General features: G+C 32.9%; 22 protein-coding genes. 9 read left to right on the plus strand and 13 right to left on the minus strand.

What is annotated here, in order from left to right:
• Window positions 1–4: 4 nt before the first annotated feature.
• The 3 genes from rpsG to ACFELV_RS01395 form a co-directional block, all read right to left on the minus strand.
• Window positions 5–493, minus strand: a complete 489-nt coding sequence (gene rpsG / locus ACFELV_RS01385) for a 30S ribosomal protein S7 (RefSeq protein ID WP_375326431.1) — start codon at window positions 491–493, stop codon at window positions 5–7.
• Window positions 494–513: 20 nt separating this feature from the next.
• Complete coding sequence (rpsL, locus tag ACFELV_RS01390) at window positions 514–900, minus strand: 30S ribosomal protein S12 (RefSeq protein ID WP_375326432.1); 387 nt, start codon at window positions 898–900, stop codon at window positions 514–516.
• Between the two features lie 716 nt (window positions 901–1,616).
• A complete protein-coding gene (locus ACFELV_RS01395; protein ID WP_375326433.1) occupies window positions 1,617–2,273 on the minus strand; it encodes an amino acid ABC transporter permease in 657 nt (218 codons plus the stop codon).
• Between the two features lie 274 nt (window positions 2,274–2,547).
• On the opposite strand from ACFELV_RS01395, the gene ACFELV_RS01400 reads away from it, so the two are divergent.
• From ACFELV_RS01400 to ACFELV_RS01410, 3 genes are all read left to right on the plus strand, one after another.
• Window positions 2,548–4,803, plus strand: coding sequence for an ankyrin repeat domain-containing protein (locus ACFELV_RS01400; protein ID WP_375326434.1), 2,256 nt, complete (start codon window positions 2,548–2,550; stop codon window positions 4,801–4,803).
• A gap of 269 nt (window positions 4,804–5,072) precedes the next feature.
• Window positions 5,073–6,056 carry a hypothetical protein gene (locus ACFELV_RS01405; protein WP_375326435.1) on the plus strand — a complete coding sequence of 328 codons (984 nt, stop codon included), beginning with the start codon at window positions 5,073–5,075 and terminating at the stop codon, window positions 6,054–6,056.
• Entirely contained in the window at window positions 6,041–6,391 is a 351-nt protein-coding gene (locus tag ACFELV_RS01410) for a hypothetical protein (RefSeq protein ID WP_375326436.1), read from the plus strand. The genes ACFELV_RS01405 and ACFELV_RS01410 overlap by 16 nt, the downstream gene beginning before the upstream one ends.
• Window positions 6,392–6,401: 10 nt before the next feature.
• Here the strand turns inward: ACFELV_RS01410 and ACFELV_RS01415 are convergent, their stop codons facing one another.
• On the minus strand, window positions 6,402–7,481 hold the full coding sequence (locus ACFELV_RS01415) for an IS4 family transposase (RefSeq protein WP_375326208.1): 1,080 nt from the start codon (window positions 7,479–7,481) through the stop codon (window positions 6,402–6,404).
• Window positions 7,482–7,549: 68 nt separating this feature from the next.
• The gene (locus ACFELV_RS01420; RefSeq protein WP_375326437.1) at window positions 7,550–7,789 is read right to left on the minus strand and encodes a hypothetical protein; all 240 of its coding nucleotides are present in this window, start codon (window positions 7,787–7,789) and stop codon (window positions 7,550–7,552) included.
• Window positions 7,790–8,136: 347 nt separating this feature from the next.
• Here ACFELV_RS01420 and ACFELV_RS01425 point away from each other — a divergent pair, with 347 nt between their 5' ends.
• From ACFELV_RS01425 to ACFELV_RS01440, 4 genes are all read left to right on the plus strand, one after another.
• The gene (locus ACFELV_RS01425; protein WP_375326438.1) at window positions 8,137–8,397 is read left to right on the plus strand and encodes a type II toxin-antitoxin system RelE family toxin; all 261 of its coding nucleotides are present in this window, start codon (window positions 8,137–8,139) and stop codon (window positions 8,395–8,397) included.
• Window positions 8,394–8,759 carry a helix-turn-helix transcriptional regulator gene (locus ACFELV_RS01430; protein WP_375326439.1) on the plus strand — a complete coding sequence of 122 codons (366 nt, stop codon included), beginning with the start codon at window positions 8,394–8,396 and terminating at the stop codon, window positions 8,757–8,759. The genes ACFELV_RS01425 and ACFELV_RS01430 overlap by 4 nt, the downstream gene beginning before the upstream one ends.
• A 147-nt stretch (window positions 8,760–8,906) precedes the next feature.
• Window positions 8,907–9,071 carry a helix-turn-helix domain-containing protein gene (locus ACFELV_RS01435; RefSeq protein ID WP_375326440.1) on the plus strand — a complete coding sequence of 55 codons (165 nt, stop codon included), beginning with the start codon at window positions 8,907–8,909 and terminating at the stop codon, window positions 9,069–9,071.
• A complete protein-coding gene (locus ACFELV_RS01440; RefSeq protein WP_375327484.1) occupies window positions 9,013–9,573 on the plus strand; it encodes an IS630 family transposase in 561 nt (186 codons plus the stop codon). Before ACFELV_RS01435 ends, ACFELV_RS01440 begins: the two co-directional genes overlap by 59 nt.
• Before the next feature lie 46 nt (window positions 9,574–9,619).
• On the opposite strand, the gene ACFELV_RS01445 is transcribed toward ACFELV_RS01440, so the two are convergent.
• The gene (locus tag ACFELV_RS01445) at window positions 9,620–10,894 is read right to left on the minus strand and encodes an ankyrin repeat domain-containing protein (protein ID WP_375326441.1); all 1,275 of its coding nucleotides are present in this window, start codon (window positions 10,892–10,894) and stop codon (window positions 9,620–9,622) included.
• Window positions 10,816–13,008 carry an HD domain-containing protein gene (locus tag ACFELV_RS01450; protein WP_375326442.1) on the minus strand — a complete coding sequence of 731 codons (2,193 nt, stop codon included), beginning with the start codon at window positions 13,006–13,008 and terminating at the stop codon, window positions 10,816–10,818. Before ACFELV_RS01450 ends, ACFELV_RS01445 begins: the two co-directional genes overlap by 79 nt.
• Window positions 13,009–14,092: 1,084 nt before the next feature.
• Here ACFELV_RS01450 and ACFELV_RS01455 point away from each other — a divergent pair.
• Window positions 14,093–15,925: an AAA family ATPase gene (locus ACFELV_RS01455; RefSeq protein WP_375326443.1), complete on the plus strand. Its 1,833-nt coding sequence runs from the start codon at window positions 14,093–14,095 to the stop codon at window positions 15,923–15,925.
• A 182-nt stretch (window positions 15,926–16,107) separates the two neighbouring features.
• On the opposite strand, the gene ACFELV_RS01460 is transcribed toward ACFELV_RS01455, so the two are convergent.
• The 5 genes from ACFELV_RS01460 to parC form a co-directional block, all read right to left on the minus strand.
• Complete coding sequence (locus ACFELV_RS01460; RefSeq protein ID WP_375326444.1) at window positions 16,108–16,851, minus strand: outer membrane protein; 744 nt, start codon at window positions 16,849–16,851, stop codon at window positions 16,108–16,110.
• Between the two features lie 176 nt (window positions 16,852–17,027).
• Window positions 17,028–17,945, minus strand: a complete 918-nt coding sequence (locus tag ACFELV_RS01465; RefSeq protein WP_375326445.1) for a transporter associated domain-containing protein — start codon at window positions 17,943–17,945, stop codon at window positions 17,028–17,030.
• Between the two features lie 18 nt (window positions 17,946–17,963).
• A complete protein-coding gene (gene ybeY / locus ACFELV_RS01470; RefSeq protein ID WP_375326446.1) occupies window positions 17,964–18,461 on the minus strand; it encodes an rRNA maturation RNase YbeY in 498 nt (165 codons plus the stop codon).
• 228 nt (window positions 18,462–18,689) lie between these two features.
• Window positions 18,690–19,616, minus strand: a complete 927-nt coding sequence (cyoE, locus tag ACFELV_RS01475; protein ID WP_410521662.1) for a heme o synthase — start codon at window positions 19,614–19,616, stop codon at window positions 18,690–18,692.
• 133 nt (window positions 19,617–19,749) lie between these two features.
• Window positions 19,750–21,975: a DNA topoisomerase IV subunit A gene (gene parC, locus ACFELV_RS01480; RefSeq protein WP_375326448.1), complete on the minus strand. Its 2,226-nt coding sequence runs from the start codon at window positions 21,973–21,975 to the stop codon at window positions 19,750–19,752.
• A gap of 455 nt (window positions 21,976–22,430) precedes the next feature.
• Here parC and ACFELV_RS01485 point away from each other — a divergent pair, with 455 nt between their 5' ends.
• Window positions 22,431–22,856 (plus strand): asparagine synthase-related protein, encoded by a 426-nt coding sequence (locus ACFELV_RS01485; RefSeq protein WP_375326449.1) that lies wholly within the window; start codon window positions 22,431–22,433, stop codon window positions 22,854–22,856.
• A 176-nt stretch (window positions 22,857–23,032) separates the two neighbouring features.
• Here ACFELV_RS01485 and ACFELV_RS01490 read toward each other — a convergent pair whose 3' ends face one another.
• Window positions 23,033–24,895 carry an AAA family ATPase gene (locus tag ACFELV_RS01490; RefSeq protein ID WP_375326450.1) on the minus strand — a complete coding sequence of 621 codons (1,863 nt, stop codon included), beginning with the start codon at window positions 24,893–24,895 and terminating at the stop codon, window positions 23,033–23,035.
• Window positions 24,896–25,065 lie beyond the last annotated feature (170 nt).

Below are 25,065 nucleotides of genomic sequence, written 5' to 3' on the forward strand. Positions count from 1 at the left end.
TATATTACCTTGGTTGCGGTTTTTTAGGACTAAAATGCGCAAATGCTTTGTTAGCTTCCGCCATTTTATGAGTATCTTCTCGCTTCTTAATTGCTACTCCCCTATTATTTGCCGCCTCAAACAGCTCTTCTGCTAATTTATCAATTATAGTTTTTTCTGAGCGCTTATTTGCAGCAATAATAATCCAACGTATGGCTAATGCATATCCTCTTCTTTCATCCACAGGGGAAGGCACTTGATAATTAGCACCTCCTACACGTACAGAAGTAACTTCAAGGTAAGGTTTGACATTATTCAGAGCATTATTAAAAGTTTCAAAAGGGTCAACTCTATGTTTTTTTTCTATTTTTTTAAAGGCAGAATATAATATTTTTTCTGCCAAAGCTTTTTTCCCTTTCCTCATAATATTATTAACAAACCTAGCAACTAAAGGGCTATTATATTTCATATCAGGCAGGATAATCCTTTTCTCTGCGGCATGACGACGTGACATCTTATCTCTCTAATTTCAAATTATTTTTTTACAGCTTGTTGTTTCGCTGAAGTACCATAACGTGAACGCCCTTGCTTACGATTTTTTACACCTTGCGTATCGTAAGCTCCCCGAACTATATGATATTTGACCCCAGGAAGGTCAGGCACCCTCCCCCCTCTTACTAACACCGTAGAGTGTTCTTGTAAATTATGCCCCTCACCTGGTATATAAGCATTAACATACTCACCATTACTCAAACGCACCCTTGCCATCTTACGAAGAGCAGAATTAGGTTTTTTAGGAGTCACAGTCTTCACTATAACACAAACCCCTTTTAGAAATGGATTAGCATCCAGAGCGGGCGATTTTGTTTTGCGTGTCTTTGACTTTCTCCCCAAACGCACTAACTGATTATTTGTTGGCATCTAATACTCCAAAAATTTTTATACTGAAATAACTTAAATTCGTTTGTAAAAATAGATTATTCCGGCAAACAAATGGTCCTACTAAAAAAGCAAAATGCCTTACTAGAGAAATTTCTTAGTATACATTTTTACTTATTTAATTATTAATCATCTATAATCTTTATTTTATTGACTATATATCACTTTGAGATAAATATAGACATGGTCATTTATTTTATAGGAATTATTTATAGAAATATTTCATCAGAATGGCAAAGATTTTATAGCAAATACTATAGTGATTTTCAAAAATTTCCTCTGTGTCATCTAAATTTCCACCTTGTAGCTTGAATTTATGCGTTGTAACTATGTTACTGTAACTACAAATTTATATCCAAGCTATTATGTAATATTTGTGGAACTATAACTAATTTTTTTATAAAAGCAAAGGGTTTTTAGTAATGTTAATGCAATAAAACATATTGCTGGACTATACCAATAGTAATTATTATCAATATAAGGATAACGGAGCATTATTTCATTTCCTTTCCACTAGGCCTTACTCTCAATAGCGGCTAGGTTCTGTGAACATTTCTATGTAATGAGTAGATTTATAGGCATTTTCGCTCACAGAACCGCAGCGCACTAGGGTGTAGATGAGGATTCGAGGACGAACATAACAACAAAAATCGGCCATTAGATAGAAATTCACAGAACCTAAAGAATTTTTACTGCTTTTAACTAATAGTAAGCTTTTTTTCCAGCATTTTCGCTAAGTTACTAATAATAATTATTATGATATAATAGCATAGCCCTGCGATTAACATAGGAGTAAAATAAGTATAAGTCTCCAGCGATACTACCTGTGCTCTACGCATTAGATCCATCTCCCCGATCATTGATATAATGGCCGATTCTTTTATTAAATTAATTAACTCATTAACTAACGAAGGTAGTATATTTCTTAAGGCTTGGGGCAATATAATCGCTCGCATAGTGAGGCTTTCGGGTATACCTAATGCTTTTGCTGCCTCAACTTGTCCTTTATCAACAGCCTTAATTCCGGCTCTTATTATTTCGGAAACATATGCTCCTGAATTTAAGGAAAAAGCCATGATCCCAGCGGCAAAGACACTAAACTTCACTCCTATCAACCCTGGTAAGCCAAAATAAATTATACTAAGTTGTATTAATAGAGGAGTACCACGAAAAATAGAGGTATAAAAGTCTGCAAACATCCTTAAGAGATTATTTTTACTGATTTTACAAACCGCTAATAATAACCCTAAAATAAGGCCTAACAACACTGAAATCAGGCTATATTTTAAGGTTACTAGCGTTCCTTGAATAATAAAATTGATAGAAGGGTAATAACTAAATACTTGTTCAAACATATAATATATCTTTAGGTTATTTTAGAAATTATAAATTATTTTATTTCCAGCTATTTTCTAGCAAAACTTCATACATTATAGCAAATGTCGATCTATTTTTACTGACCTTTAAGGCATAAATCTCTACAATTCTTTTAAGTTGAAAAAAGATTTGTTACATTACTATAAGTTGGCTATAATCTCTATTTTAATATTAATACCATTCAATTAACAGCCTATTATATCTCTAGGCTGGCACTATTATTCAAAAAAATTATTAATTTACTCATCACTTATGTCAAAACGTCATCATGTTATCGATAACCAACATACAGCGCTTGCTAGTCATAAGAAAAGCAAAAACTTAGCAGATCAGCCAGAAAACTTACTCATCGCCCCAGTAATTAACAGTTCGAACCACATCATTACTGCTATGAGCGAGAATGCAGAATTAAGCTCAAGTAACTCTTGCGAAATTGATGAATTCATTAGCGGCACTTCGACCATTAATAAGAAAGAACAATTAACTCACATTTTAATCAATAGGAATTCTAATCCAAAAAATATGATTCATGATTTTAATAGTTGTACAGGCCGCCAATTAACTGCAAAATATAGCCGAAAACAAATTGTACAATTTTATTTAGAGGAAGAAAAGGACTTAGATCAAAAGGATGAAGATGGGTTTGCTCTATTACATATTTTAGCAGAAGTAGGAGAATATAAGTTAATCAGACATGTAAGCTGTAAAGTGCCTAACATCAATATACAAAACAATGAGGGTTATACTCCACTACATTTGGCCGTTGCTAATAAACATTATAACACTGTTGACACTCTTATCTCTATGGGGGTAGATCGCAATTGTAAAAATTGCCATAACCAAACACCCTTACATATAGCCGTTATAACAGGCGATATCAAAATGGCTCTATTATTATCACAATATGTATTACCAGATTTAAAAATGCGTGATAAGTGCGGTTATACCCCTATCACTTGGGCAATTGTAGGAAGGCATGATAAATTAGCTGAATTATTGATTCAGGAGGCTACCCATCTAAATAATCCTCCTTTTAAGGTTAGCACTGAACTACACATTGCCATTGAAAAGGGTAATATTAAATTAATTAATTCTCTTCTAATTAAAGGAGCTAACATAGATGCACAAGATGAACAAGGCAACACCCCTCTAAATCTTGCCTGCGCATTATTCCCGACCGCTAAAGAGCAGTATTATAAAATAATCGATCTGCTGTTAAAGCAGGGGGCAAATCCCGAGTTACCCAATACACAAAATAATACTGCTAGAGAGATAATTAATACGCAGATATCTCTCGAACCTCCTGGTAATAATGGCCATTGTTACCAGGTATTACTAAAAAATTTACTATCATATTCCTATAATATCGGATGTATCCCCTACATAGCAGCCTCTACCTCTATTCCTACATCAGTAATCACTAAGTCTACTACTATTTCTATTACCACAGGAAGTAAGACAAGTTTTGCTCAGTTAATTTCCCCATCTATTAATGCACAACCTAATGATTCCTCAATATTTATGGATATGGATAACAGCAATATTAATCAGGTTAATCAACCAGAAGCAGAGATTATTGGCGCAGCAAACGTCCCTACTATAATGAACGTATATTCATTAACTAATGGTTTCCGACCTCAAATAGCACCACAACCTCAAGTAAAATCACAATTAGATAAGATCACAGAAGCGATTAATACACTGCAACAAAAGTGGATAGCAGCAAATGAAACATATCCCCTTGAGCTGTACTGTTTTAAAACTCCAGATTGTTCTGAGTATACGCAATCACACTATATAAATTCTTTCATATATAACACAGAATCTTTCAAGATATTACAAGCTATAGCTCATAATTTTGCTGATGTAAAAGAATTTCACAAGGCGTTAATGGCAGTTAGTAATATAATAGTCAGAGGGAACCGTACAGCAAAACTTTTTAAACAATTAGGAGAAGAATTGTGTGTGAAGGAAGTTGATTATAAAATTAAAGCTGAGATCAAATATTTGTTGCAATGTGTATCTCTCACTGAGCTAGCGGATATATTGCAGTATAATGCTGTCAAAGATAAAATACTGTCTATAGGAATAATAGGAAAATGCTGTAAAAACACACTAGAGCTTACAGAAAGAGCCCCATCTAAACATTGTGCTTTAAGAGAAGTGCAACAGATTGACAGATATTTCAATGAATGTAAGCTAAAATTGGAGAACATACTACCACAACGGAAGAAGGTAGAAGAGTTAATCAATAAAGTTAAAACAAAATATAAAGAATTGATAATAGATCCTATTAATTCAGCTACACACCAAAATCTTGTGACTAATATTAGTACTCCTAGTGCTGACATGAGCGATTCAGATGATGATAACGCAATCATAGATGTAGTCAATCTTGACTCTCCTCCTAATAATATACCAGATATTAATATGAATTATTCCGGTCCAGCGGCAGTAGCCCCACTTGGTGTCCTAGATAGCACTACTTCTCCACATAATCTAGAATAGCATTGAAAACAAAGTGATTTATATATTTATGCAATTATTAATTGCAATTTATGTAAATTATTCGATTTATAACTGATAATAATTTACTAACTTAAAAATTACTGTATTTTATGGTAATTAAACTGTTAGTTGCTATATAAATGAACAAATTTTCTTCCTGGCACTATTTTAACTGGCTAAGGCAAGTTCATAAAACTCAATTATACTGGAATGAGCCGCAGAATTGGCTCCTCAAAACTTTGGAGCACTCGCGTGCTCATATAGTATATTTGACGCGTTCACCCCTTGTGTTACGTTCCAATTCTAGGAATCATTCCAGTATATATAACCTAAAATACTCTTTTTTATTTTTTATAGCCTTATTTATAATTATAGTCGCTAATACTGGATATGGCTCAGCCTGGTTAATCGAGCCAGGTCAATATAGATATACTCTCACTGTCAGTAACATCGATAAAAATTCTAAACAGATGAAACAAGAAAGAGCGGATCTACGCTTAGCAGTAGAAAAACAATTAGAATCCTTAAAAGAACAATTAAAATTTGCTACTAAATCTTCGGCATTTTATAAAAAATTACTTAATCAAATTAAACTTTTAGAGCGCACTTCTCAAGAATTAACTGGCTATCAAGAAGAACGCAATAGGATCATTTCAGTAGAATACGGAATTAATAACATACACAATATAGGATTTCAATTGCTTTATAAGGATTATCAATTCCAAGGCACTCAGTATAAGAGCCCTACCTTAATTAGTGAAGAAATTAGTGCATTTTATAAAATCAAACTTTTTGCAAATAATAATCATATAATTTCTATTCAACCCAAAGTAACCGTTATACAACATAATAGCAGTCAACAATTTTCATATGAAATATTGCTGTTATCAGGAACCTCCCAAACAAAAGGATCGATTGTAGTTTTCACGGACAGTAGCTTCACTTTTGGGCAAAATTTATATCCTATGAAGCAAGGACAAAAATATTATGCCGTTTCAGCTACTAAAGGAATAAAGCTCAACAACGATATTATGTTAGTAAACTTTGTGAAATATTATATTAGCAGCAAAAATTATAATGCTATTTATAATAAAACAATATATAATCAATTTTCAATTGCAAAACATGTTAAATTTGGCAACTTAAAGCAACATAGTTTAATAGCCCAAATAGGGTATTTTTCAGATAGAAGCTTGATTAAATCTAATTACAAAATATCAGGAGTAACCTTTTCAATATGGATAGAGATGTAATAAATATTAACAAAGAGTTGTTAAAAATAATAGAAAAAGGGGAATTAACTGCTAATCTCCAGCTATCTCTCATTAAATTTCAAGGTATGACCACCAAGGCCGCTAAGCATTTCTTTCGTATAATAATTGAGACAGGCATAATTGATAATGAGCAACTAATAGATATTTTATATAATAATAAAACCTTCCCTCTATTAAGGGCTACACCAGAGAATATTAAGATTTATGATTACTCTAAGATAGATCAATATATAAAGTGGGGGTATTTTATTTATATAAATGATAAGCAGAATATCATATTGGCCATAAATGATATTACTTATCTCAGGCCATAGTACCCCACACTTATTGTTGAAGTTGAAAGGCATGCATAATGTGTTTTCGTAGTAATGAAAACAACATAGCAGGGGTATCACTTAACGAGTTATAAAAATAATCTTTTATCCAATCAAATCCGTAAGTAAATAATGAGTATAATTTACGACCATGTTTTTTGATCTTTATAGGATAAATTTTGTTCTTAATGTCACCAGCAAGCACGCAAATAGCTAAGGATAAAGATACTATTGCAAATAGTTTTTCCAGCTTTTTTTGATCTGTAATGTGGGTATCTTCAATATTAAATCCAGATGACTTGAGAGACAGAAAAGGTCGCTCAATGCTCCACCTCTGCTTATATGCTAGCAAAGCACATTCACCAATAAGCACATTACTAGCAATAAATAGTTGCTCTCTTTCTAATTGCAAACAAGTTATTTTAATTGCCATACCATTGTAAATTTTGCTTTCTATAGTTTTAGTGTCACCCATTTGCATATCGGCAAAACATTTATTCAACTTCATCTTGCCACCGTTGAAATGCTTGACCTTCTCACTTTTTCTTAGCCTGATAGCAAAAGGTAATTTTTGGATTCCACCCATATATTGCAACCATTCCTCACCAACAAATTCCCGATCGGCAAGGATAAGCTCTATCATTTCCTTAGGTATAATTGTTAAAATTTGCTCAATCAATTTCTTTCTTTCATTAGTAGAAGAGTTGCCTTTTTTATCAAGTAACAACCATGCTATAGGAATTGAAATATTACCATAAACGATAGTTGCAACAAAAAAATTCAAATTTTTAATACCAAATTGCCAGCTGGTTCTATCTATGGCAAGGCTAATTTTACCTGTTAGACAGAGCAATTTAACAATAATTTTCCCTAAACTTATAAAGCACATATTTTGTTCTAAAAGCAAACGCTCAACTTTAACAATCTTGGCATGCAAATTGCCTTTAGAAGCGACATACAGTGCTAATTCTTTGATTCTCACAGTTTTAGCTTTTACTACTGCACAAATTAATTCTGCAAATGTTTTAATTCGTGCTGGGTGCCAATCTAAAAATATGTATAATATTTGGTATAGTGATTGAGAGTCCATTAATACCTCCTGTTGCTTGTTTCTCAGCGGAGATTAGTGACTCTCAGTCACTTATTCAATTTATTATTTTAACCCTCCTGTAAAATCTGTGGGGTACTATGATCTTTACTATATAAAGCTAATAATGCTTCAGAAGTTGCAAGACTGAGATAAGAGTGTGGCTCTTTTAGAGAGCTATAATTGTGCCCTTCAAGCAAAATTTGGCGTATTACCTCTAATTCTGGGGTAGGTACTCCTGATTCAGTAAGCCTAGTTATTGTATTAGCGGCATCCTGCGATTTAGGAACCGTATCAATTTGTACCTCCATATAATCCCCCTAGCATAAAAATTTTATAACATATAATTACTAATTAATATTAACTAAGTGTTTACTAAAATGATAGCGACTTGTTGGAGCACTGCCTAAAACCGTGGGTTAGGACCAGTATTAAGGTAGATGCGATGATTCTGCCACGTTTAATGCAAAATCACTACCATACATTGTTGAATATTATCCGTACCTATCGAGTGATAATCAGAAAAACCAACTTCGCCTTGAATAACTTAATATTGCTTTATTGTATATTAAACAAAATTATAACGATAGGTCAACAATATGTTGACAGGAGTCAATTAAATATTATACACTATAAATAATTCTTATTGTATTTTACTATGGCCTATAAATTAAGTTTTTCTAAAACTGCATTAAAAAATTTGCTCAAGATTTCTGCAAATAAAAAGAGTATTATATTAGAAAAGTTAGAGGTACTAAAATTAGACCCATATCAGGAAAATAATAATATCAAAAAGTTAACAGGTTATGATGGTTATAGATTAAGGGTTGGGGGTTACCGGGTACTATACAGGATAGATAAAGGAAAGGTAGAAATTCTAGTAATCAATATTGATGTTAGAGAAGGAATATATAAATGAGCAATAAACATATAATAGAATATAAGGGGAAGCCTGCTTTTGTGGTCATACCTTTTAGCGAGTATCAGGAGCTTATAAACTTTAAAAAGCACCATATTACCGATGAAGAATTATATGCTGAAGGCATAGCTAAAAATGAGGAATATTTTCCTGAAGAATTAGTGCAAAGAATTATAAATGGTGAGAACCCAATTAAAGTTTATAGAGAGTACCGAGAATTTTCTCAAGAGCAACTAGCAATCAAAATCGGTAAAACTAAGCAATATATCTCAGCTATTGAAAAAGGTACAAGACAAGGTACAATAGATACTCTAAAAAATCTCAGTACTGTTCTAAATGTTGATTTGGATATGCTGAGTTAAACCAAATATTATTCAGCACACCCTAGTGGATGATTATCGAACCTAAATGGGGATAAGAATTATTATAAATCAGCATCCTTATCATAGTTTTGTATAGACAATGCTCGCCCTTACGGGTTATTTTGTAAATTTAAGAAATTAAAGATAGTGATAAAAGAAAAATTTGATATAGATATAGAAAAATCTAGTATACATCGAATGCTAGGGGCACTTGGGTTTAGGCATATTACTGGTAGAAAGAGGCATTACAAAGCTGACACATCTTCTAAAGAAGAATTCAAAAAAAAATCTACACCAAGTACACCAAGATAATCCTATTGTACCTATTTATTTTTTTGATGAGACTAGGTTTGGGCCCAATACAAAACATGGTTTAGGATGGTTTGAAAAAGGCAGTAGGACGCCAGTTCCTACAAAGCTGGGATTTAAATCATTTTATCTTTATTCTGCTACAAATCATAGAGATGGAGACTCTTTTAGTTTAATTATTCCGAATGTTGATAAGGCCTGTATGCAAGTTTTTCTTAATGAATTTGCGAAACATATCACTACAAAAGTTATATTAGTGATGGATGGAGCTGGATGGCATAAGGGTCTTACAGTACCAGCTAATATCGAGATTATGTACTTACCACCATATAGTCCAGAGTTAAATCCTGTAGAGAGGTTGTGGCAACATTTAAAAGATTTGGTGTTAAAAAACAAAGTTTACGATTGTTTAACTAAACTTGAAGATGCTGTAATCGCATTTATTCAATCTATTGCAATAGAAACTATAAAATCTATATGTAATTGTTCATATATCTATTTATAATAGGGAAATGGTATTAGAAGTCCATGAAATTGAGATTAAGTCATACCTAAGCCTCTGCAGGATAGTCATAACTATCTCCTATATTTTTTATTCTTCCTTCATCATAAAATGTATCTATTAATGGATATTCTGCTATTTCTCTAGCATCTCTTCCTTGATACATAAATTCTTTAGCTATTTGATTAATAACGTGGTAATATGCCCAGTTGGCGCTTGATATATCCCACTTTTCAGCTGCTATTTGTATAAGCGTACATAATTTTTGGAAGTACAAGAGGGTATTTTCTTCTAGTAAGTTAAGATCTTCAACTGATTCGTATCCTTCATCTCGTTCTAAAAAATTCCTCCTAAACTCTGTTTGTTCAATATCACTTACTAAGAGCTCCTGTTGGGTGTTTCTCCATGCAAGTAATATTTCAATGATTGTAGGATTATCAGTATAACCCATTAAATAATTCTGTGTGGCGTGGGAAAGGGCACTACAATTATTGTTATCCCGCCAATTAACATATTCTTTGAATTGTTCTATATCATTCTCAAAAATCTCTTGCCAATTAGCGTTAAAGTGATTAACTAATAATTGCAATATTTCTACGTTGCTTGATTGTGTTGCTAATATTAGAGCTGTTTTCTCATCTTGATTTGTCACCGTAATATTAGTTTTTGGGTGAGCAAGCAATGCTTGAATAATTTCTATGTTTCCCATGTGCACTGCTAATAAAAACGGTTGATCATCGTCTCTAATACCTTGTATTGTAGGTATAGGGTTAATTTGGTTAATATCTATTTCAGGAAATTGTAATAAACATTTCACTGTATTTACATCCTTATCTAATATCGCCTTTACTAACAGAGAGTGACCTTGTTGATCCGTAGCTTTGATATTAATGATATTAGTAAAATTAATGTATAAACTGTGCTTAACGTCAGATGAAGATTGTAAATATGGGTCAGACTCTAAATTGTTCGTGCCAGAAGAAGAACGCACAAGGTTGATTATCTCTCTAATTATGCGAAATTTTTCTAGCAGTTGGTATAAATTATCTGGATTTTCTATATATGATTCAATTAATCCATGTGGGCAATACCCCCATTTCTCTTCATGCTTGTTATATTCTTCTTCTAATGTATAGCATATTATTCCCAATGCCCGCAAAGCCATTATAGTAAACCGCAGCTGTTCTGTATCACTGATTAAGTGTGCCTGTTTATCATCTTTCCATTCAAGTAACGTTTGAACGATTACAGGACTATCGGTAGCGCCACTAAAATAATTATATATTGCGTAGTAAAGAGCACTACAATCATTACTATCCCCCAATTAATATATTCTCTGAATTGTTCTATATCACTCTTAAAAATATATTGCCAATTAGCCTTAAAGTAGTTAACTAATAATCGAAAGACTTTGATGTTGCTAGTCTGGGCTGCTACTATCAGAACTGTTTCAAAATCTGGGTTTTGTTGAGTAACGTCTACTTTAGGATGAGCAAGAAATGCTCGAACAACCACTTCCTCTCGCATGTAAACGGCTAACAAAAATGCTGGCCATATATCACTAGAGGTTCGACATGCTGGAATGAACGTACTACTTTCATTAGGATTTAATTCCTGATCTTGGAGCATTTCTACAACTTGTTCTTTATTGTTGCTTATTACTGCCTGTATTAAGGGGGTATATACATTTTCGTTTGGTGGGTTCATAGCATGATTATCTAATGCCTGACTATTATTCCCCAAGGTTTGTCGTATTATCATTGTTAGTAGTGCTGATAGTGGAAGACTACTTATAGCATCATGATCGGAACTTTCATGCCTTGCCTGCTGATTAACAAGAGTAGCTTTTGTTATATCGTGATGTTGCTTATTTTTTGTTAATGGATCCATCAGCAAAGGCTGAGTAGTCTGTGAATTAGTAGATTGTGCCTGAAATTTAAGCGGCTCGATTTTCATTGCTAATTGGGCACTGTGGCAGGACGCAAAAATCATGTTACTGTCATCAGATATATATAGTCCTATTGGTAACGTATCTAATAATAATTTTTGATCTGTATGTATGGTTAACTTATTCATTAGTTGCGCAATAGCTTGAGTGGGGATACTATCTGTGTTTAGATGAACATTGCAATCATTTGCTCTTAGTAGTATATGATTAAAATCTAAATTTATATTAGTAGGTTCCAATAATGCAAGTATGGTATTACTGTTATTTTGGCAGATATTAGCCAGGTTATTATTAAATAACAATCTACTATTGATATTTCTTACTATCCCTAATTCTTTATATAACTCAAATTTATAAAGCTTATATATATGCTGTTTTATATCTCGCTCTCTAATCGAGGTTTTAAATATATTTATAATGGGTAAATATGCTGCCTGGTATAAAGATTGATATATATTATATACTCTTTCTTTGATAATTGTTGGTTTCTTTTTATATTGCCAATGTGCGGCTGCTCCATGTTGAGCTTTCTCATTCATTGCGCAAGTACGGATTTGGATCTCTATATTTTTTTTAGTGGGGCCAATGATTATAGTATGTAAAGATTGATAACCATTAGATTTAGGTTGGCGAATATAATCTTGAAATTGGCATTTAACATTTTGATAACGAGTATGAATGACTGCAAGGGCCTTATAACAATCTTCCACATTCTCTACTATAATTCTGAATGCTAAAATATCATATAATTGCCCTATATTAATATTTTTCTGTAGCATTTTTAACCAAATAGAATAAGGAGTTTTGATTCTACCGAATATTTTGGCTTGGATACCTTCAGTCTGCAAGTTATTATGAAGAGAATTAATAATTTTATTAATTAAAGTTTTTATATCTTTGCCACAAAGGGCAGATAGATGGGTTAAAATATATTCACGAATATCTGGCTGCAATATTGTTAAACAAATCTCTTGCAGCTCAATTTTAATCTCTTCTAATCCTATTCTTGACAATAAAGGTACGTAAATTTCCATTATTTCTAAAGCAGAAATAGCATATTTTTCAAGTGAAGGGGTTACGGAAAATATACTAACGTTATGTAGTAAATGGGTCAGCCTGACCAATAATACTCCTACCGCTACTTCTTCTGGCATAGAAAGTAAGTAGTCGAAAAATCTCTGTGCTTGTCTCGTATTATAAGGTAAGTAATGAATTGTTGAGGCTTTAAGGATTCCCTCTACTATATTGGCTATTTCTGTACCAAATTGGCAGGTAATTTTTTGAAGATGCAAAGTAATGTTAGATAAATCTGTGGTGGAGATAGCAGTAGACAATAAGCCTGCTATTACTGTATCATTATTGGGATAAATTGTTAAAAGGATTTCAGTAGTTTCTAAAGCATATGCAATGTCGTAACTATGATATGTAATATAAGAGAGAGCCTCGTGTAATTTATTATCATTAACCTTAACCATACTGTGAGCGAGCATAAAGGTAATATTTATATGGGACTTTTGTTATATCTTCCGTTGTCGGTTAATATTTAAGTGAGGGCCAAGGCTTAATATATTCAAATGATTTGAAGAAGTGGATTGAAAAATATCAGGACCCCAGGTACTCACTCACGTACTTATGTACATCTAACAATTAGCTTTAAGTTTGAGGTGACATTTATGGACTAGCATGATACGGCATATCTAAAGTCATGTTTTGGTTCTGATGAAGAAAATTTTTGGTTCTTCTGTGACTTAGTTTTGCCGTAAATATAAATAATTTTTTGTAATAGCTGAGCTATTTCCGTAATATTTACTTATATTTTCGATCAAGACCGTTCACAAAGCCTACTACTTAAAAATTTTGTTTTCAGAAAATATAAGTAAATGGGACCAGGAAAAATAAAATCAGTGAGATCACTTTCAATCTCTATTTTATTATTTTCTACATAATAAAATACACCTTTCCGCACTAGAAATCTCGGCTGCCAATATTGCGCTAATGTCTATTTACTTAGGCTATTGTTCCTATTTAAACCACCGCAATATATTTTTATTACTAAAATAATAAGATTTTTTATCAATATATACAATCTTTATATTATAAAAATTTTAATTAATTTTAACACAAAGCTTCCCTAATGCTCAATCTATTTTTTAACTGTGCAATTAAAATCAACTTAAGTGAATACTATAAGAAATGCACGGTGAGATTGAGCTTAATAACATTGAAGGTAAAACCAGCACTATTGAATAGACTTCTTTAGAAACTTTACTGGCGATGGTAATTTGGACAATGAATCTAGACTCAAATCCTCATATACATTTAAGTACGCTGCAGCCCTACGCTCCGAGCCTTCTTCAAATTCCCTACAGAAGCGAGCTCTAAAAGAAGTCTAATATAGAGTGCCGGTTAAAGAGGGTATTATCATTGATAGTTAATGCTATTTTCATGATTCTATAGTTTTGTAATTAAGACTTACCAAACTGAGTGGTTTGTGTTAATTACTAGTGCTATTAGCTTTATTTATGCTATAATTTCTTTCAATAATTAATTTAATTCTCAAATACTAACATAGTAATGACCATTAACCTTTCTGATACAAGTAGCCCATTAGCGGAAATTAGATTGCCAAAAATGAGGGTAGGTACTGATGATTTTAAAACATTATTGCTAAATAGTGAAGTATTTGTTGATAAAAGTCTAATGATCAAAGAATTTCTGGAAGATAGTGGAGATGTAATTCTCATTACCCGTCCAAGACGTTGGGGTAAGAGCTTGAATATGGATATGCTCAAGAAATTCTTTGAAATAGAAGTAGATGACAAAGGCGTACCTTTACTGCAAGAAAATAGAGTAAATCATAAATTATTTGTTGGAGGGGAAGTAAATATAGGTTTTGGTGAAACCAAAAAACTCAAACCTCTAAAGATTGCAAGTATAACAAGTAGCATGAAACGTCAAGGCCAATTTCCAGTTATTTCTATAAATTTTAAGGATGTTAAGGGGAGTAGTTATCAGGAGATTGAAAATGGTATACGCAATCAAGTTATACAGCTATTTGCTCATCATTATTACTTAAAACATTACATAACGCAAGACATAGGATTATTAGATAATGCACAAAAAGCAAAACTAGAACGATATTTTACAGAAGAGCTGACGAAAGAAGATTTAAAATATAGTTTAAGATTTTTAAGTGAATTACTTTTTATGCACTTTGGTCAGAAGGCTTACATACTGATCGATGAATATGATACACCAATAAATAGTTCATATATTAAGTTTGGTAATAAGCCAGAAGAATTTGAACAGGTGCTTGAACTATTCCGTGGAATATTCGGTAGCGCCCTCAAAACCAACCATTACTTAGAAAAAGGAGTAATAACCGGAATCTTACGGGTTGCTAAAGCGAATTTATTCTCAGATTTAAATAATGTTTGCGAATATACTTTACTAGATAGAAAATTTGCTAAGTTTTATGGCTTTACTCAAGCAGAAGTTGATGATTTACTTACTCTCGTCCCTACAAAGACAAGTCCTGAAGAAATTAAAAATTGGTATAATGGTTATACTTTTGGAGGAGAGATAATATATAACCCATGGTCAATTATGTTATGTTTATCTAGCGAAGGTAAGCTTGATCATTACTGGTTAGATAGTGGGGGAACCGGGCTTGTTGATAAAGCATTATTAGCAAATGAAATGCAAGAAGATATGCAACGACTAGCTAGCGGTAAAAGTATTATATTACCTATTACCAAACAAATCAGCTTTGCGGACATTAATAACCCAAAAGGTCTATTTAGTTTGTTGCTATTTAGTGGTTACTTAAATCCAACTGCTATTGAGCCAAACGAAAATATCTATGCACTATCAGCGCCTAATAAAGAAGTAAAGCATATATACAATGCTAGGATGCTACAATGGGTTACTGATCAGTTAAAAATTGATCACTCTCGTTATTATTCTTTTGTGAGCTTACTACCTGTTTGCAAGATAGAAGAATTTAAAGTAAAACTTCAGAACTTATTGTTAAACTCTACTAGTTTTCATCAGACAGGTGAGATAAGAGCAGAGGTTTTTTACAGTGGCTTTATGCTTGGCTTAGTACATACATTAGCAGGAAGTTATCTGATAGAAAGTGAGCGAGAAACAGGGGAGGGCAGATCTGATATTGTCTTAATCCCGCAAGTAGGAAAGAATGGGAATGCAATTATCATTGAGTATAAGGTATCTAAGGATGTAAAAGCTTTAGAATCCTCAGCTAAATCTGGTTTAGCCCAGATCAATGATAAGAGGTATGATACTAAAATTAAGGAACATAAACACGTTCAAAAGATCCTAAAAATCTCTATGGCCTTTTATGGGAAGGAAGTGGCTTTAGAGTATCAAATTGATAATATTTCTTAAACTCAAGTGTCGTTAAATGAGAGTTTCTTACCATGACTCTTTTTCTTAGCTTCTATCTACTTCCGTCCAGACCTTATTGCTCTTACCACTGCTTCAAACTCCCTAGCTCTTAACGCGGTTAATTGCAGAAAATTATTTGGGCTTATCTTGTAGTAGAAACGGATTATGCAAGAAGTTTATTATTAAATAGGTAGTCTGTAGTTAAAACCTATACCAAATTCCCCAACCGCTATAGTTTTTTTAATCGGTTTAGCGGAGACAAAAGTTCCACTATGAATATTGAGGCTCTCATATTTAATTCTTATAGAATGAGCTACTTGTAATTTTGCGGCAGCTGTGAGACTAAAATTATTTGTCACTTCCTTAGCAAATCCTAGTCCCATCTGCCAGGCAAGGCAATTACTTCGGTGCCTTAACATCCTAAAATACCCCGTATTATTAAATGCCTGCCATACAGAGGCAGTAGGTCTAATCTTTACTTGAGCTATTCCCCCCCCTAATATCACGAAAGGGGTTAATGTTTTTACTTTATTTAAGTCATACTTAAGATTCAACATATATATATTAGAGTCTACTTTGGTGCTACCTGAAGTTTTTGGTATTGCTTGCCCTAAGGCAGTAGGCATTTCTGGTAAAATATAATGTAGCGGATAATTAGGCTGATAAGTTACAGAAAATTCAATTGCCATTTGAGGATAATAACTATAGCCAATTTTAGCATTATACATTTGTGTTTTTTTTAATGTAAAGTTGCTATTAGACTCCTTATGATGGAATTTTTTTACTACTGGCTCTGTTATCCCAGCTTCGCCTCCTATATAGAAAAAGGTTGGCAGGGTTTCTCCTAATTCTGCATAGGTTAAGCTAGACATTAAAGAAAATATCAAAAAAAGCTTGAATAATAATAGTCTGGATAATTTGATCATATTTAACATCTATGCTTTGGAGAAAGCATAGATTATATAACCATTCCTTTATAGGTCAATAAGAAAACTATCTATTATTAAACTTAATATATAAGGGATAACGCTAAGAATTAAATGCCGATAAATCTACTCATTACAGAAATGCTCACAGAACCAGCAATTAGCCGAAGTAGAATCTAAACTTTATCTGATAGACGAAGATTATTAGGTACCATCGATCCTTCTTTTAACTTTAATTTGATTTCTTTCAGGGCTCGAGGATTGGCATCTATTACTTCTAATTCTACCTGATCGTTAATATTTATTTTGGTCCCTACTACTGGTACATTTCCTATTTTTGATAAAACTAGTCCCCCTATTGTATCAAATTCATCTTCTTGCGTTTTTAACTCAACTCCAAGCACTAATTCCAGTGCTTCTACTTTAACTCTTGCATTTGAGATAATTGTATCTTTATTAACAATTCTAAAACTATCATTGTCAGATTTTTTATCGTGTTCATCATCTATGGGCCCAACTATCTCTTCTATTATATCTTCAATTGTCACAATCCCATCAGTTCCCCCATATTCATCAATTACAGTTGAAATTTGCACACAATTTTTACGCATTTCTGCTAATAAATCTATTAATTTCATGGAAGAGGTAGAAATAATAGGTTTTCGAATTATTTTTTCTAACTGCAATGGTTGCCCAGTAGCAAGTATTTTAAATAAATCTTTGATATGAATAAAGCCGACTATATTATCTAAAGTTTCATTATAAACCAATGTCCTAGTACGAGGAACTTTATTACTATATATTTTACTTAATTCGTCAAAGCTTGCTGTTAATTTTATTGCTTCAATATCAGACCTAGGAATTATTACTTCTTCTACAGTTTTATGACCAAAATCTAATAAGTTCATGAAAATTTTTTTTTCTTCTATAGACATTTTTTTCCTGTTAGTATCTAGTTTTTTAACTAGATGAAAAAAATTATCGCCTGTTTTCCAACAGGAGCACCAGGAAATAAAAATTTTAAAAAAATTTTTAATCATGAACATTTTAGAAGGAGAGGAGGAAGAGTCTTCTGTTTTCGAAGAGCGTGGCATATATTTCTTTAAAATTAATTAATATGGAGAATCAATTGCAAAACCACTTAAAATTTCTGCCTCTAATTTTTCCATAACATCTGCTTCTTCATCATTTTGATGATCAAAGCCCAATAAATGCAAAATACTATGTACCAAAAGATGTGTAAAATGATCTTTAAAGGTCTTATTTTGACTTCTAGCTTCATTTATAATTGTTTCATACCCAAAAGCTATATCCCCTAAATACATATAATATAAATCTGGAGTAAATTCAAGTAGATGCCGGAAATCTAATACTATATCAGGAAATGATAATACATTAGTAGTTTTATTTTTCCCTCGAAATTGTTGATTTAAATTCTGCATTTGACTATCGTCAGTAAGTAAAATCACTACTTCAAGTTGTTGCGTTATTTTTAAATTATTATATCTATTTATTATATTAGCAACAACTTTTTTGACAAAAGACTTAGTAATAAACTTATGTTGTTTCCAACTTGGATAGTTCTTGATAATTTCAACCTTAATTTTCATTGCAGTAATTTTTCAATATGTATTTCTACCATCTGCCTATCCCTTAAAATAAAATGAAGATTCTTTGAATACAAACATATACTGCTCGCACCTGAAGGGTTGATAGACTATAGAATCAAAATCAAGATAGTAGCAGGGGCAAAAGCAGCACACATCAATTAGTACGTTGCTACCTTGCACCCTGAAGACAACAACGCAATTCTTGGTTTTCATTGAGTATACTATAGCTTAATAAATTCTACTCAGATCTAATGTGAGAAAAATTATAAAAAGATAAAATATTGAGTAGGCGAATAATTTCTTAGCTTGTCTATTATTTTGATCTTTAAATAACGAAAAAGCATAATATAAAAAAATGATGCCTAATATGGTAGCTATTACTAGATATATTATGTGACTTAGTCCTAAGAAATAAGGTAAAAATGAGGTAATAAACATCATTATACTATAAATAACTATTTGCTTTTTAGTATAAGTTGCTCCTTTTATTACCGGCATCATAGGAATGTTACAATTTTTATAATCTTCCGATCTAAAGAGTGCTAAGGCCCAGGAATGAGGGGGAGTCCAAGCTAGGATAATTAGAAATAAAGAACAGGACTCAATGGAGATATTATTCGCAACAACGGCCCAGCCAATTACCGGAGGTAATGCTCCAGCAGCACCCCCAATTACGATATTTTGGATGGTAGTACGTTTAAGCCATATAGTATAAATAAAAATATAGTATAATATAGTCGTTAGGAGTAGGAAACTAGATAGCAAATTAACACAAAGCCCCATTAAGAACACTGAAGAAAAAGCAAGTACTACCCCAAAAGCTAATGCATCCTCAGGTTTGATAGCTTTAATAACTATAGGCCTATTTTGGGTACGTTTCATTATTGCATCAATATCCCTATCATACCACATATTAATGGCGGCGCTACTGCCTGCCCCAAGAGTGATACACAACATAGCAATAAAGGCGATAAATGGGTGAATAGTATTAGGAGCAAGCCATAATCCAGAAAAACTGGTAAAGACTACCAAGGCCATTACTCTTGGCTTCATTAAGGCTATATAATCCATTACTGAACTGTCATAGTGCAATTTTACCACTGGTCTTTCAATAGATTTCTTTCTAAACTCTACTGGCGATGGTAATTTGGACAATGAATCTAGGCTCAAATCCTGGCGTACATTTAAGTACGCTGCGGTTTTGTGTTTTGAGCCTTCTTCAAATTCCCTATTAGAAACGAATTTCGAAAGAAGTCTATTCAAAGCTACATGGCTTTTATTCATAGAATTATTGTATAAAAAATTTATTATTTTTAGGAAAACTGCTAGGAGGTATTTTACCAGTGCTACCACGGCGCCCTAAAAATGGTAAAATATTTTTTTCTACCTTCACTTTATCGCCATTATGCCAGCTTAAGCCCGTCTCTTCACTAAATATTTGAACATCCAGCAGTTTTGCCTCTTTAAATTTCTGCAATACTACCCCCTGACCTTTTTTCATTAAAGGTATTTCACTTACTTTAAATATTAATAATTTTCTGTTTTCTCCTATGCATGCTATATAATCACCATTTACAGCGACACAGTTAAGGCATATATGGGTTTTAGCTACCTGCATCACTTGCTTACCAAGCTTAGTGGCTGCTACTATTTCATCTGAATTAACAATAAACCCTTTACCTTGGGTATTGACCATAAGCAGGTTAGTATTTGGCTGATATACAAAAATATCACTTATTTCATCATTTCCTATATCTACTATTAATTTTATCGATTTGCCATTACCTTTGCCTCGAAATATATTGTCGGCCAAAATCGTAAAGAAACGGCCAGCAGTACTTAATATAAGAATTTTATCGGTGGTATAAGCGTTAATGGCAAATTTTTCTTCATCACCTTCTTTATACTTCATAGAAGATAAATCATTATTATGCCCTTTTAAAGAACGAATCCACCCCATTTTTGAACAAATTACCGTGATAGGTTCCTTAGCGATCAAAGCTGAGATATCAATAATTTGAGCTTCGTTATTTGCTTCTTCAAATACAGTGCGACGTTGTCCTAGTTTAGTATTAAAGCCAAATTTATTTTGCACAAATTGAATTTCTTTTTTGAGGACTTTGTTTAATTCATTAGCATTGTGTAAAATTTTTAGCAGAGTTGCCAGATCTTTTTCTAAAGCCCCCTGTTCAGCAATAATTTCTTGTTCTTCTAATTTACGCAATGACCTTAATCTAGTATTAAGAATTGCTTCCACCTGCAATTCGGTTAAATTAAATTTTGCAATCATTAGCTGTTTAGGTTCATCTTCTTCACGGATAATTTTGATTATTTCATCTAAATTTAAATAAGCTATTCGTAATCCGTTCAGAATCTCTAACCTATGTTCTATTTTATTAGTAAGAAATCTAGATCTCCGGGTAATAATATTCTTTCGATGTAATAAAAATTCTTGTAATATTTCTAGTATATTCGCTACTTTAGGAATATTATTCGAATCTATAACATTCATATTAAGCTGAATCCTATTTTCTAAAGCAGTGAGCTTAAACAGAGATTCCATAATAATATTCGGATCACAATTCCGATCTCTAGGCTCGATGATTAACCTTATATCTTCAGTAGATTCGTCTCGTATATTACTGATTAAAGGAATTTTTTTATCTTTGAAAAGTGCAGCAATTTGTTCAATAACTTTAGATTTTTGTATCTGATAAGGGATTTCGGTAATAACAATTTGATATAAACCATAACTTAATTCTTCTTTTTGCCAACGGGCTCTTACTCTAAAGCTACCGCGGCCAGTAGAATAGGCTTGATGAATTATCTTTAAGTTATCAATAATGATACCGCCCGTAGGAAAATCTGGCCCTTTAACAAACTGTAAAACATCATTGATCGTTACCTCGCGGTGGTCTACTAAGTAAGTTAAGGCCTCACATAATTCATGTAAATTATGCGGAGGAATACTCGTGGCCATACCTACTGCTATCCCTTCTGAACCATTTGCTAGTAAGTTAGGAAACATCGCAGGCATAATCACTGGCTCTGTATCAGAATCATCATAGGTGGCACGAAAATCAACGGTATCTTTATCTATATCCGACATTAAGAGAGTACAAATCTCCGTCATTCTTGATTCGGTATAACGCATGGCGGCTGCATTATCCCCATCGATTGACCCGAAATTTCCTTGCCCATCAATTAGCGGATACCGCACAGAAAAACTCTGGGCAAGACGCACTAAAGTGTCATATACTGCTACGTCACCATGCGGATGATATTTACCAATTACATCTCCCACTACTCGTGCACATTTCTTATAAGCAGCGGTAGGTTCTAACCGCAATTGTAGCATAGCATATAATAACCTCCGATGGACAGGTTTTAGACCATCGCGCACATCTGGTAGAGATCTAGACATAATAGTGGACAGAGCATAAGCAAGATATCGCTCTGATAAGGCATTACCAAAATCTATATGTTCAATTTTAGTATCTTTTGGGATTGTCATTCTTAAAATCTGTTATCAAGAAAAATATATTATAGGCGAATCATCAATAATTTGATATCTTCAATTCGCACAAAATGCTTAAAATTCTTCATCATAACTGCTTATTGTTACCGGAGTTAAAAACATTATATACTTAACTATCATCATCATCTCTCCGACCATAAAAAGTCGAGACACATCATTTTAGTGGTTGATGTTGTACCGCTGTTGAAACAAGGTTGTGAAACCCCATAGTAACTTTTCAGTTACTCTATCGATTATTCTAACCTCTCTTGAATGAAAGTCAATGAGAATACAGGCAGGATAGTAAAAATTTAGCTGTTGCACAAAATCAGGATATCTTATTCAAAGAAATTCCGGGTTATTCAGAAATAGTGATATCAGTAAAGTGCAGGAGAATTTTAAAAATTTGTTTCATAACCATAGATTAACTTCTTTAAAAAAAATTCTTGTCTTTGATATTAAAACCTCTGCGAGCTCTGCTGCATGTAGAGGATAGAGTGAGTATGGCAAACGGTCTTGAGTCAAGAGTCCCATTGCTTGACCATAGGTTAGTTGAGTTGATGCTACGTATTCCAAGCAAGCTATTTCAAGGAGAACAAAAATCGTTGCTTAAAAAAGCAATGCAATCGGTTATGCTCCCTGAAATTATGAACAGGACGGATAAAATGGGCTTTCCGGTCCTATTCAACCAATGGGTTAATGGAGAACTCCGTGACTATATTATAGATACTCTTGCTAAAGGTAGAATAATTGACCATGGTTTTGTAAAGAAAGTAGACCTGATCAATATGCTTGATAATAACATGTTGATCTTCAACCGGGAGCTTTGGGGAGCATTATGCTTAGAATTATGGCTAAAGGAGTTTATAGTAAATTGATAAGATTGGTGCATTAATAGGAGATTTATATCTTGTAGCTTTAGGATTCCTTTTATTGTTTAAAAAATCAAAAACTGTATCTATTAAGTATTATTTTTGCGGCAAAATTTTTTCTTTTAAATCGATTAATTTATTTTTCATATTCTTCTTATGTTGTAATGATGTTATTAGTACAGTTAAGTAACTATATCAAGCTGATGCTGCAGAACCACTTCCTTCCCACAAAAAGCCATCGAGATCTTAATGATCTTTTTAACATGTTTATACTCTTTTATTTTAGTATCATATTGCCTATCCATAATTTGCTTTAACCCTGCTTTGGCAGCAGATTCTAGCTCTTCTGCAGTAGTACATATTTTATACTCAATGATAATTGCGGTATCTGTGCCTTGAGCTATTGGGGTCAAGATGTGATCACACCTGCCATACCCAAATTCTCTGTTAGATTCTATCATATATCTACTGACTAAAGGTGCTAGCAGCCCTCCCATTAAATTATGATAATCCCTTTCCTTACTTAAATCATGATAACTGGTGGAATTTAATAAATATCCTTGCAATCTTTTGCCAAACTTATCTATTTGCTGATCAATTAATAAGGCGATAAAATCATAATAATCACTCATATCCATATTTAACTTGAGCGCAACCCAGCCCATTACTCTTTCGGCGTAGATTCCTCTAACCTCCTTATTAGGAATGGTTAAATGATATCTTAAATCCTCTGGATTATCATTTGCCAGGGCAGGATTTAAGTAACCTGCAAATACCAATAAGCTATATAGTATATCTTTATTATGTTCTATTTGCCCTAAAGAAATTTGTTTATATAATTTCTTAACAATTCCTCTGCCTTCCAATAATTCTTGCAGATCCTCCTGCATTTTATCTGATAATAAAGCCTTATCAACAAGCCCCGTTCCCCCGCTATCTAACCAGTAATGATCAAGTTTACCCTTATGCGCTAAACACTGCATTATTGACCATGGATTATAGATTATTTCTCCGCCGAATGTGTAACCATTATACCAATTTTTAATCTTCTCTGGATCAGTGCTTGTTGGTACTTTTGTAAGTAATTCATCAACTTCTGTTTGAGTAAAACCATAAAACTTAGAAAAATCTTCATCTAGTAATGTATATTCACTAACATTATTGAGATCTGAGAATAAATTAGCCTTAGCAACTCGCAGGATGCCGGTAATTACGCCTTTTTCCAAATATGGGTTGGTTTTTAGGGCGCTACCAAACATGCCACGGAATAATTCAAGTACCCGCTCGAATTCTTCTGACCTGGAGCCAAACTTAATATACGAGCTATTGATCGGTGTATCATATTCATCGATTAGTATATAAACTTTCTGACCAAAGTGCATAAAAAGTAATTCACTTAAAAATCTTAAACTATCTTTAAGGTCTTTTTTGGTAAGTTCTCCTGTAAAATATCGATTTAATTTTTTCTTTTGCACCTCATCTAACACGGTGGTATTTGTTGTTATACAATGTTTTAGGTAGCGGTGACTTGCAAATAATTTTAGAACCTGTCCTTGAATTTCCTCTTCAATTTCTTCATAACTACTACCTTTAACATCCTTGAAATTTATGGAAATAACTGGAAACTGGCCTTGATATTCAGAGATAACATCTGGATACTGTGATATTTGAAGTTGTTTAAGTAACTTCTTTCTACCACTAGCTAATCCTAAATCTATTCTACCTCCCACAAACAATTTATCATTAACCCTTTGCTCGAGCGGTAAACGGTTACCATTTTCATCCACTTCTATTTCAAAGAATTTCTGGAGCATATTCATATTCAAGCTCTTACCCCAGCGCCTTGGACGGGTAATAAGAATCACTTTACCACTATCTTGTAGTATTTCCATAATCATTAGGCTTTTATCAACGAATACATCGCTATTAACTACCAAATCATAAAATTCATCGGTACCTACTAACATTCTGGGTGATTTATTACCAGCTGGAAAGGGGGTAGTAGCTTGATGTATTGAATTAATATCAGAAAGGTTAACTGTCATATTAGTTGATTATACTTGAGGATTATTCTAGTTGTTTAAACTATAGCAAATTATAGCATAAATAAATTAGAGCACTAAGTAATTTAAGCAAAGAATTTATTGCTATAAATTTATAAGGTTTACAGCAACTTGTTGTAGCCTCACTTAGTCAGTAGACTTCTTTCGACACT

This window comes from Candidatus Tisiphia endosymbiont of Nemotelus uliginosus (genome assembly GCF_964264835.1).
In the GTDB taxonomy this organism is placed as follows: Bacteria; Pseudomonadota; Alphaproteobacteria; order Rickettsiales; family Rickettsiaceae; genus Tisiphia.

Coding starts and splice junctions, on each gene's coding strand:
- rpsG (WP_375326431.1), bottom strand. CDS start 493: ATGTCACGTCGTCATGCCGCAGAGAAAAGGATTATCCTGCCTGATATG.
- rpsL (WP_375326432.1), bottom strand. CDS start 900: ATGCCAACAAATAATCAGTTAGTGCGTTTGGGGAGAAAGTCAAAGACA.
- ACFELV_RS01395 (WP_375326433.1), bottom strand. CDS start 2,273: ATGTTTGAACAAGTATTTAGTTATTACCCTTCTATCAATTTTATTATT.
- ACFELV_RS01400 (WP_375326434.1), top strand. CDS start 2,548: ATGTCAAAACGTCATCATGTTATCGATAACCAACATACAGCGCTTGCT.
- ACFELV_RS01410 (WP_375326436.1), top strand. CDS start 6,041: ATGGATAGAGATGTAATAAATATTAACAAAGAGTTGTTAAAAATAATA.
- ACFELV_RS01415 (WP_375326208.1), bottom strand. CDS start 7,481: ATGGACTCTCAATCACTATACCAAATATTATACATATTTTTAGATTGG.
- ACFELV_RS01420 (WP_375326437.1), bottom strand. CDS start 7,789: ATGGAGGTACAAATTGATACGGTTCCTAAATCGCAGGATGCCGCTAAT.
- ACFELV_RS01425 (WP_375326438.1), top strand. CDS start 8,137: ATGGCCTATAAATTAAGTTTTTCTAAAACTGCATTAAAAAATTTGCTC.
- ACFELV_RS01430 (WP_375326439.1), top strand. CDS start 8,394: ATGAGCAATAAACATATAATAGAATATAAGGGGAAGCCTGCTTTTGTG.
- ACFELV_RS01450 (WP_375326442.1), bottom strand. CDS start 13,008: ATGCTCGCTCACAGTATGGTTAAGGTTAATGATAATAAATTACACGAG.
- ACFELV_RS01455 (WP_375326443.1), top strand. CDS start 14,093: ATGACCATTAACCTTTCTGATACAAGTAGCCCATTAGCGGAAATTAGA.
- ACFELV_RS01460 (WP_375326444.1), bottom strand. CDS start 16,851: ATGATCAAATTATCCAGACTATTATTATTCAAGCTTTTTTTGATATTT.
- ACFELV_RS01465 (WP_375326445.1), bottom strand. CDS start 17,945: ATGCCACGCTCTTCGAAAACAGAAGACTCTTCCTCCTCTCCTTCTAAA.
- ybeY (WP_375326446.1), bottom strand. CDS start 18,461: ATGAAAATTAAGGTTGAAATTATCAAGAACTATCCAAGTTGGAAACAA.
- parC (WP_375326448.1), bottom strand. CDS start 21,975: ATGACAATCCCAAAAGATACTAAAATTGAACATATAGATTTTGGTAAT.
- ACFELV_RS01490 (WP_375326450.1), bottom strand. CDS start 24,895: ATGACAGTTAACCTTTCTGATATTAATTCAATACATCAAGCTACTACC.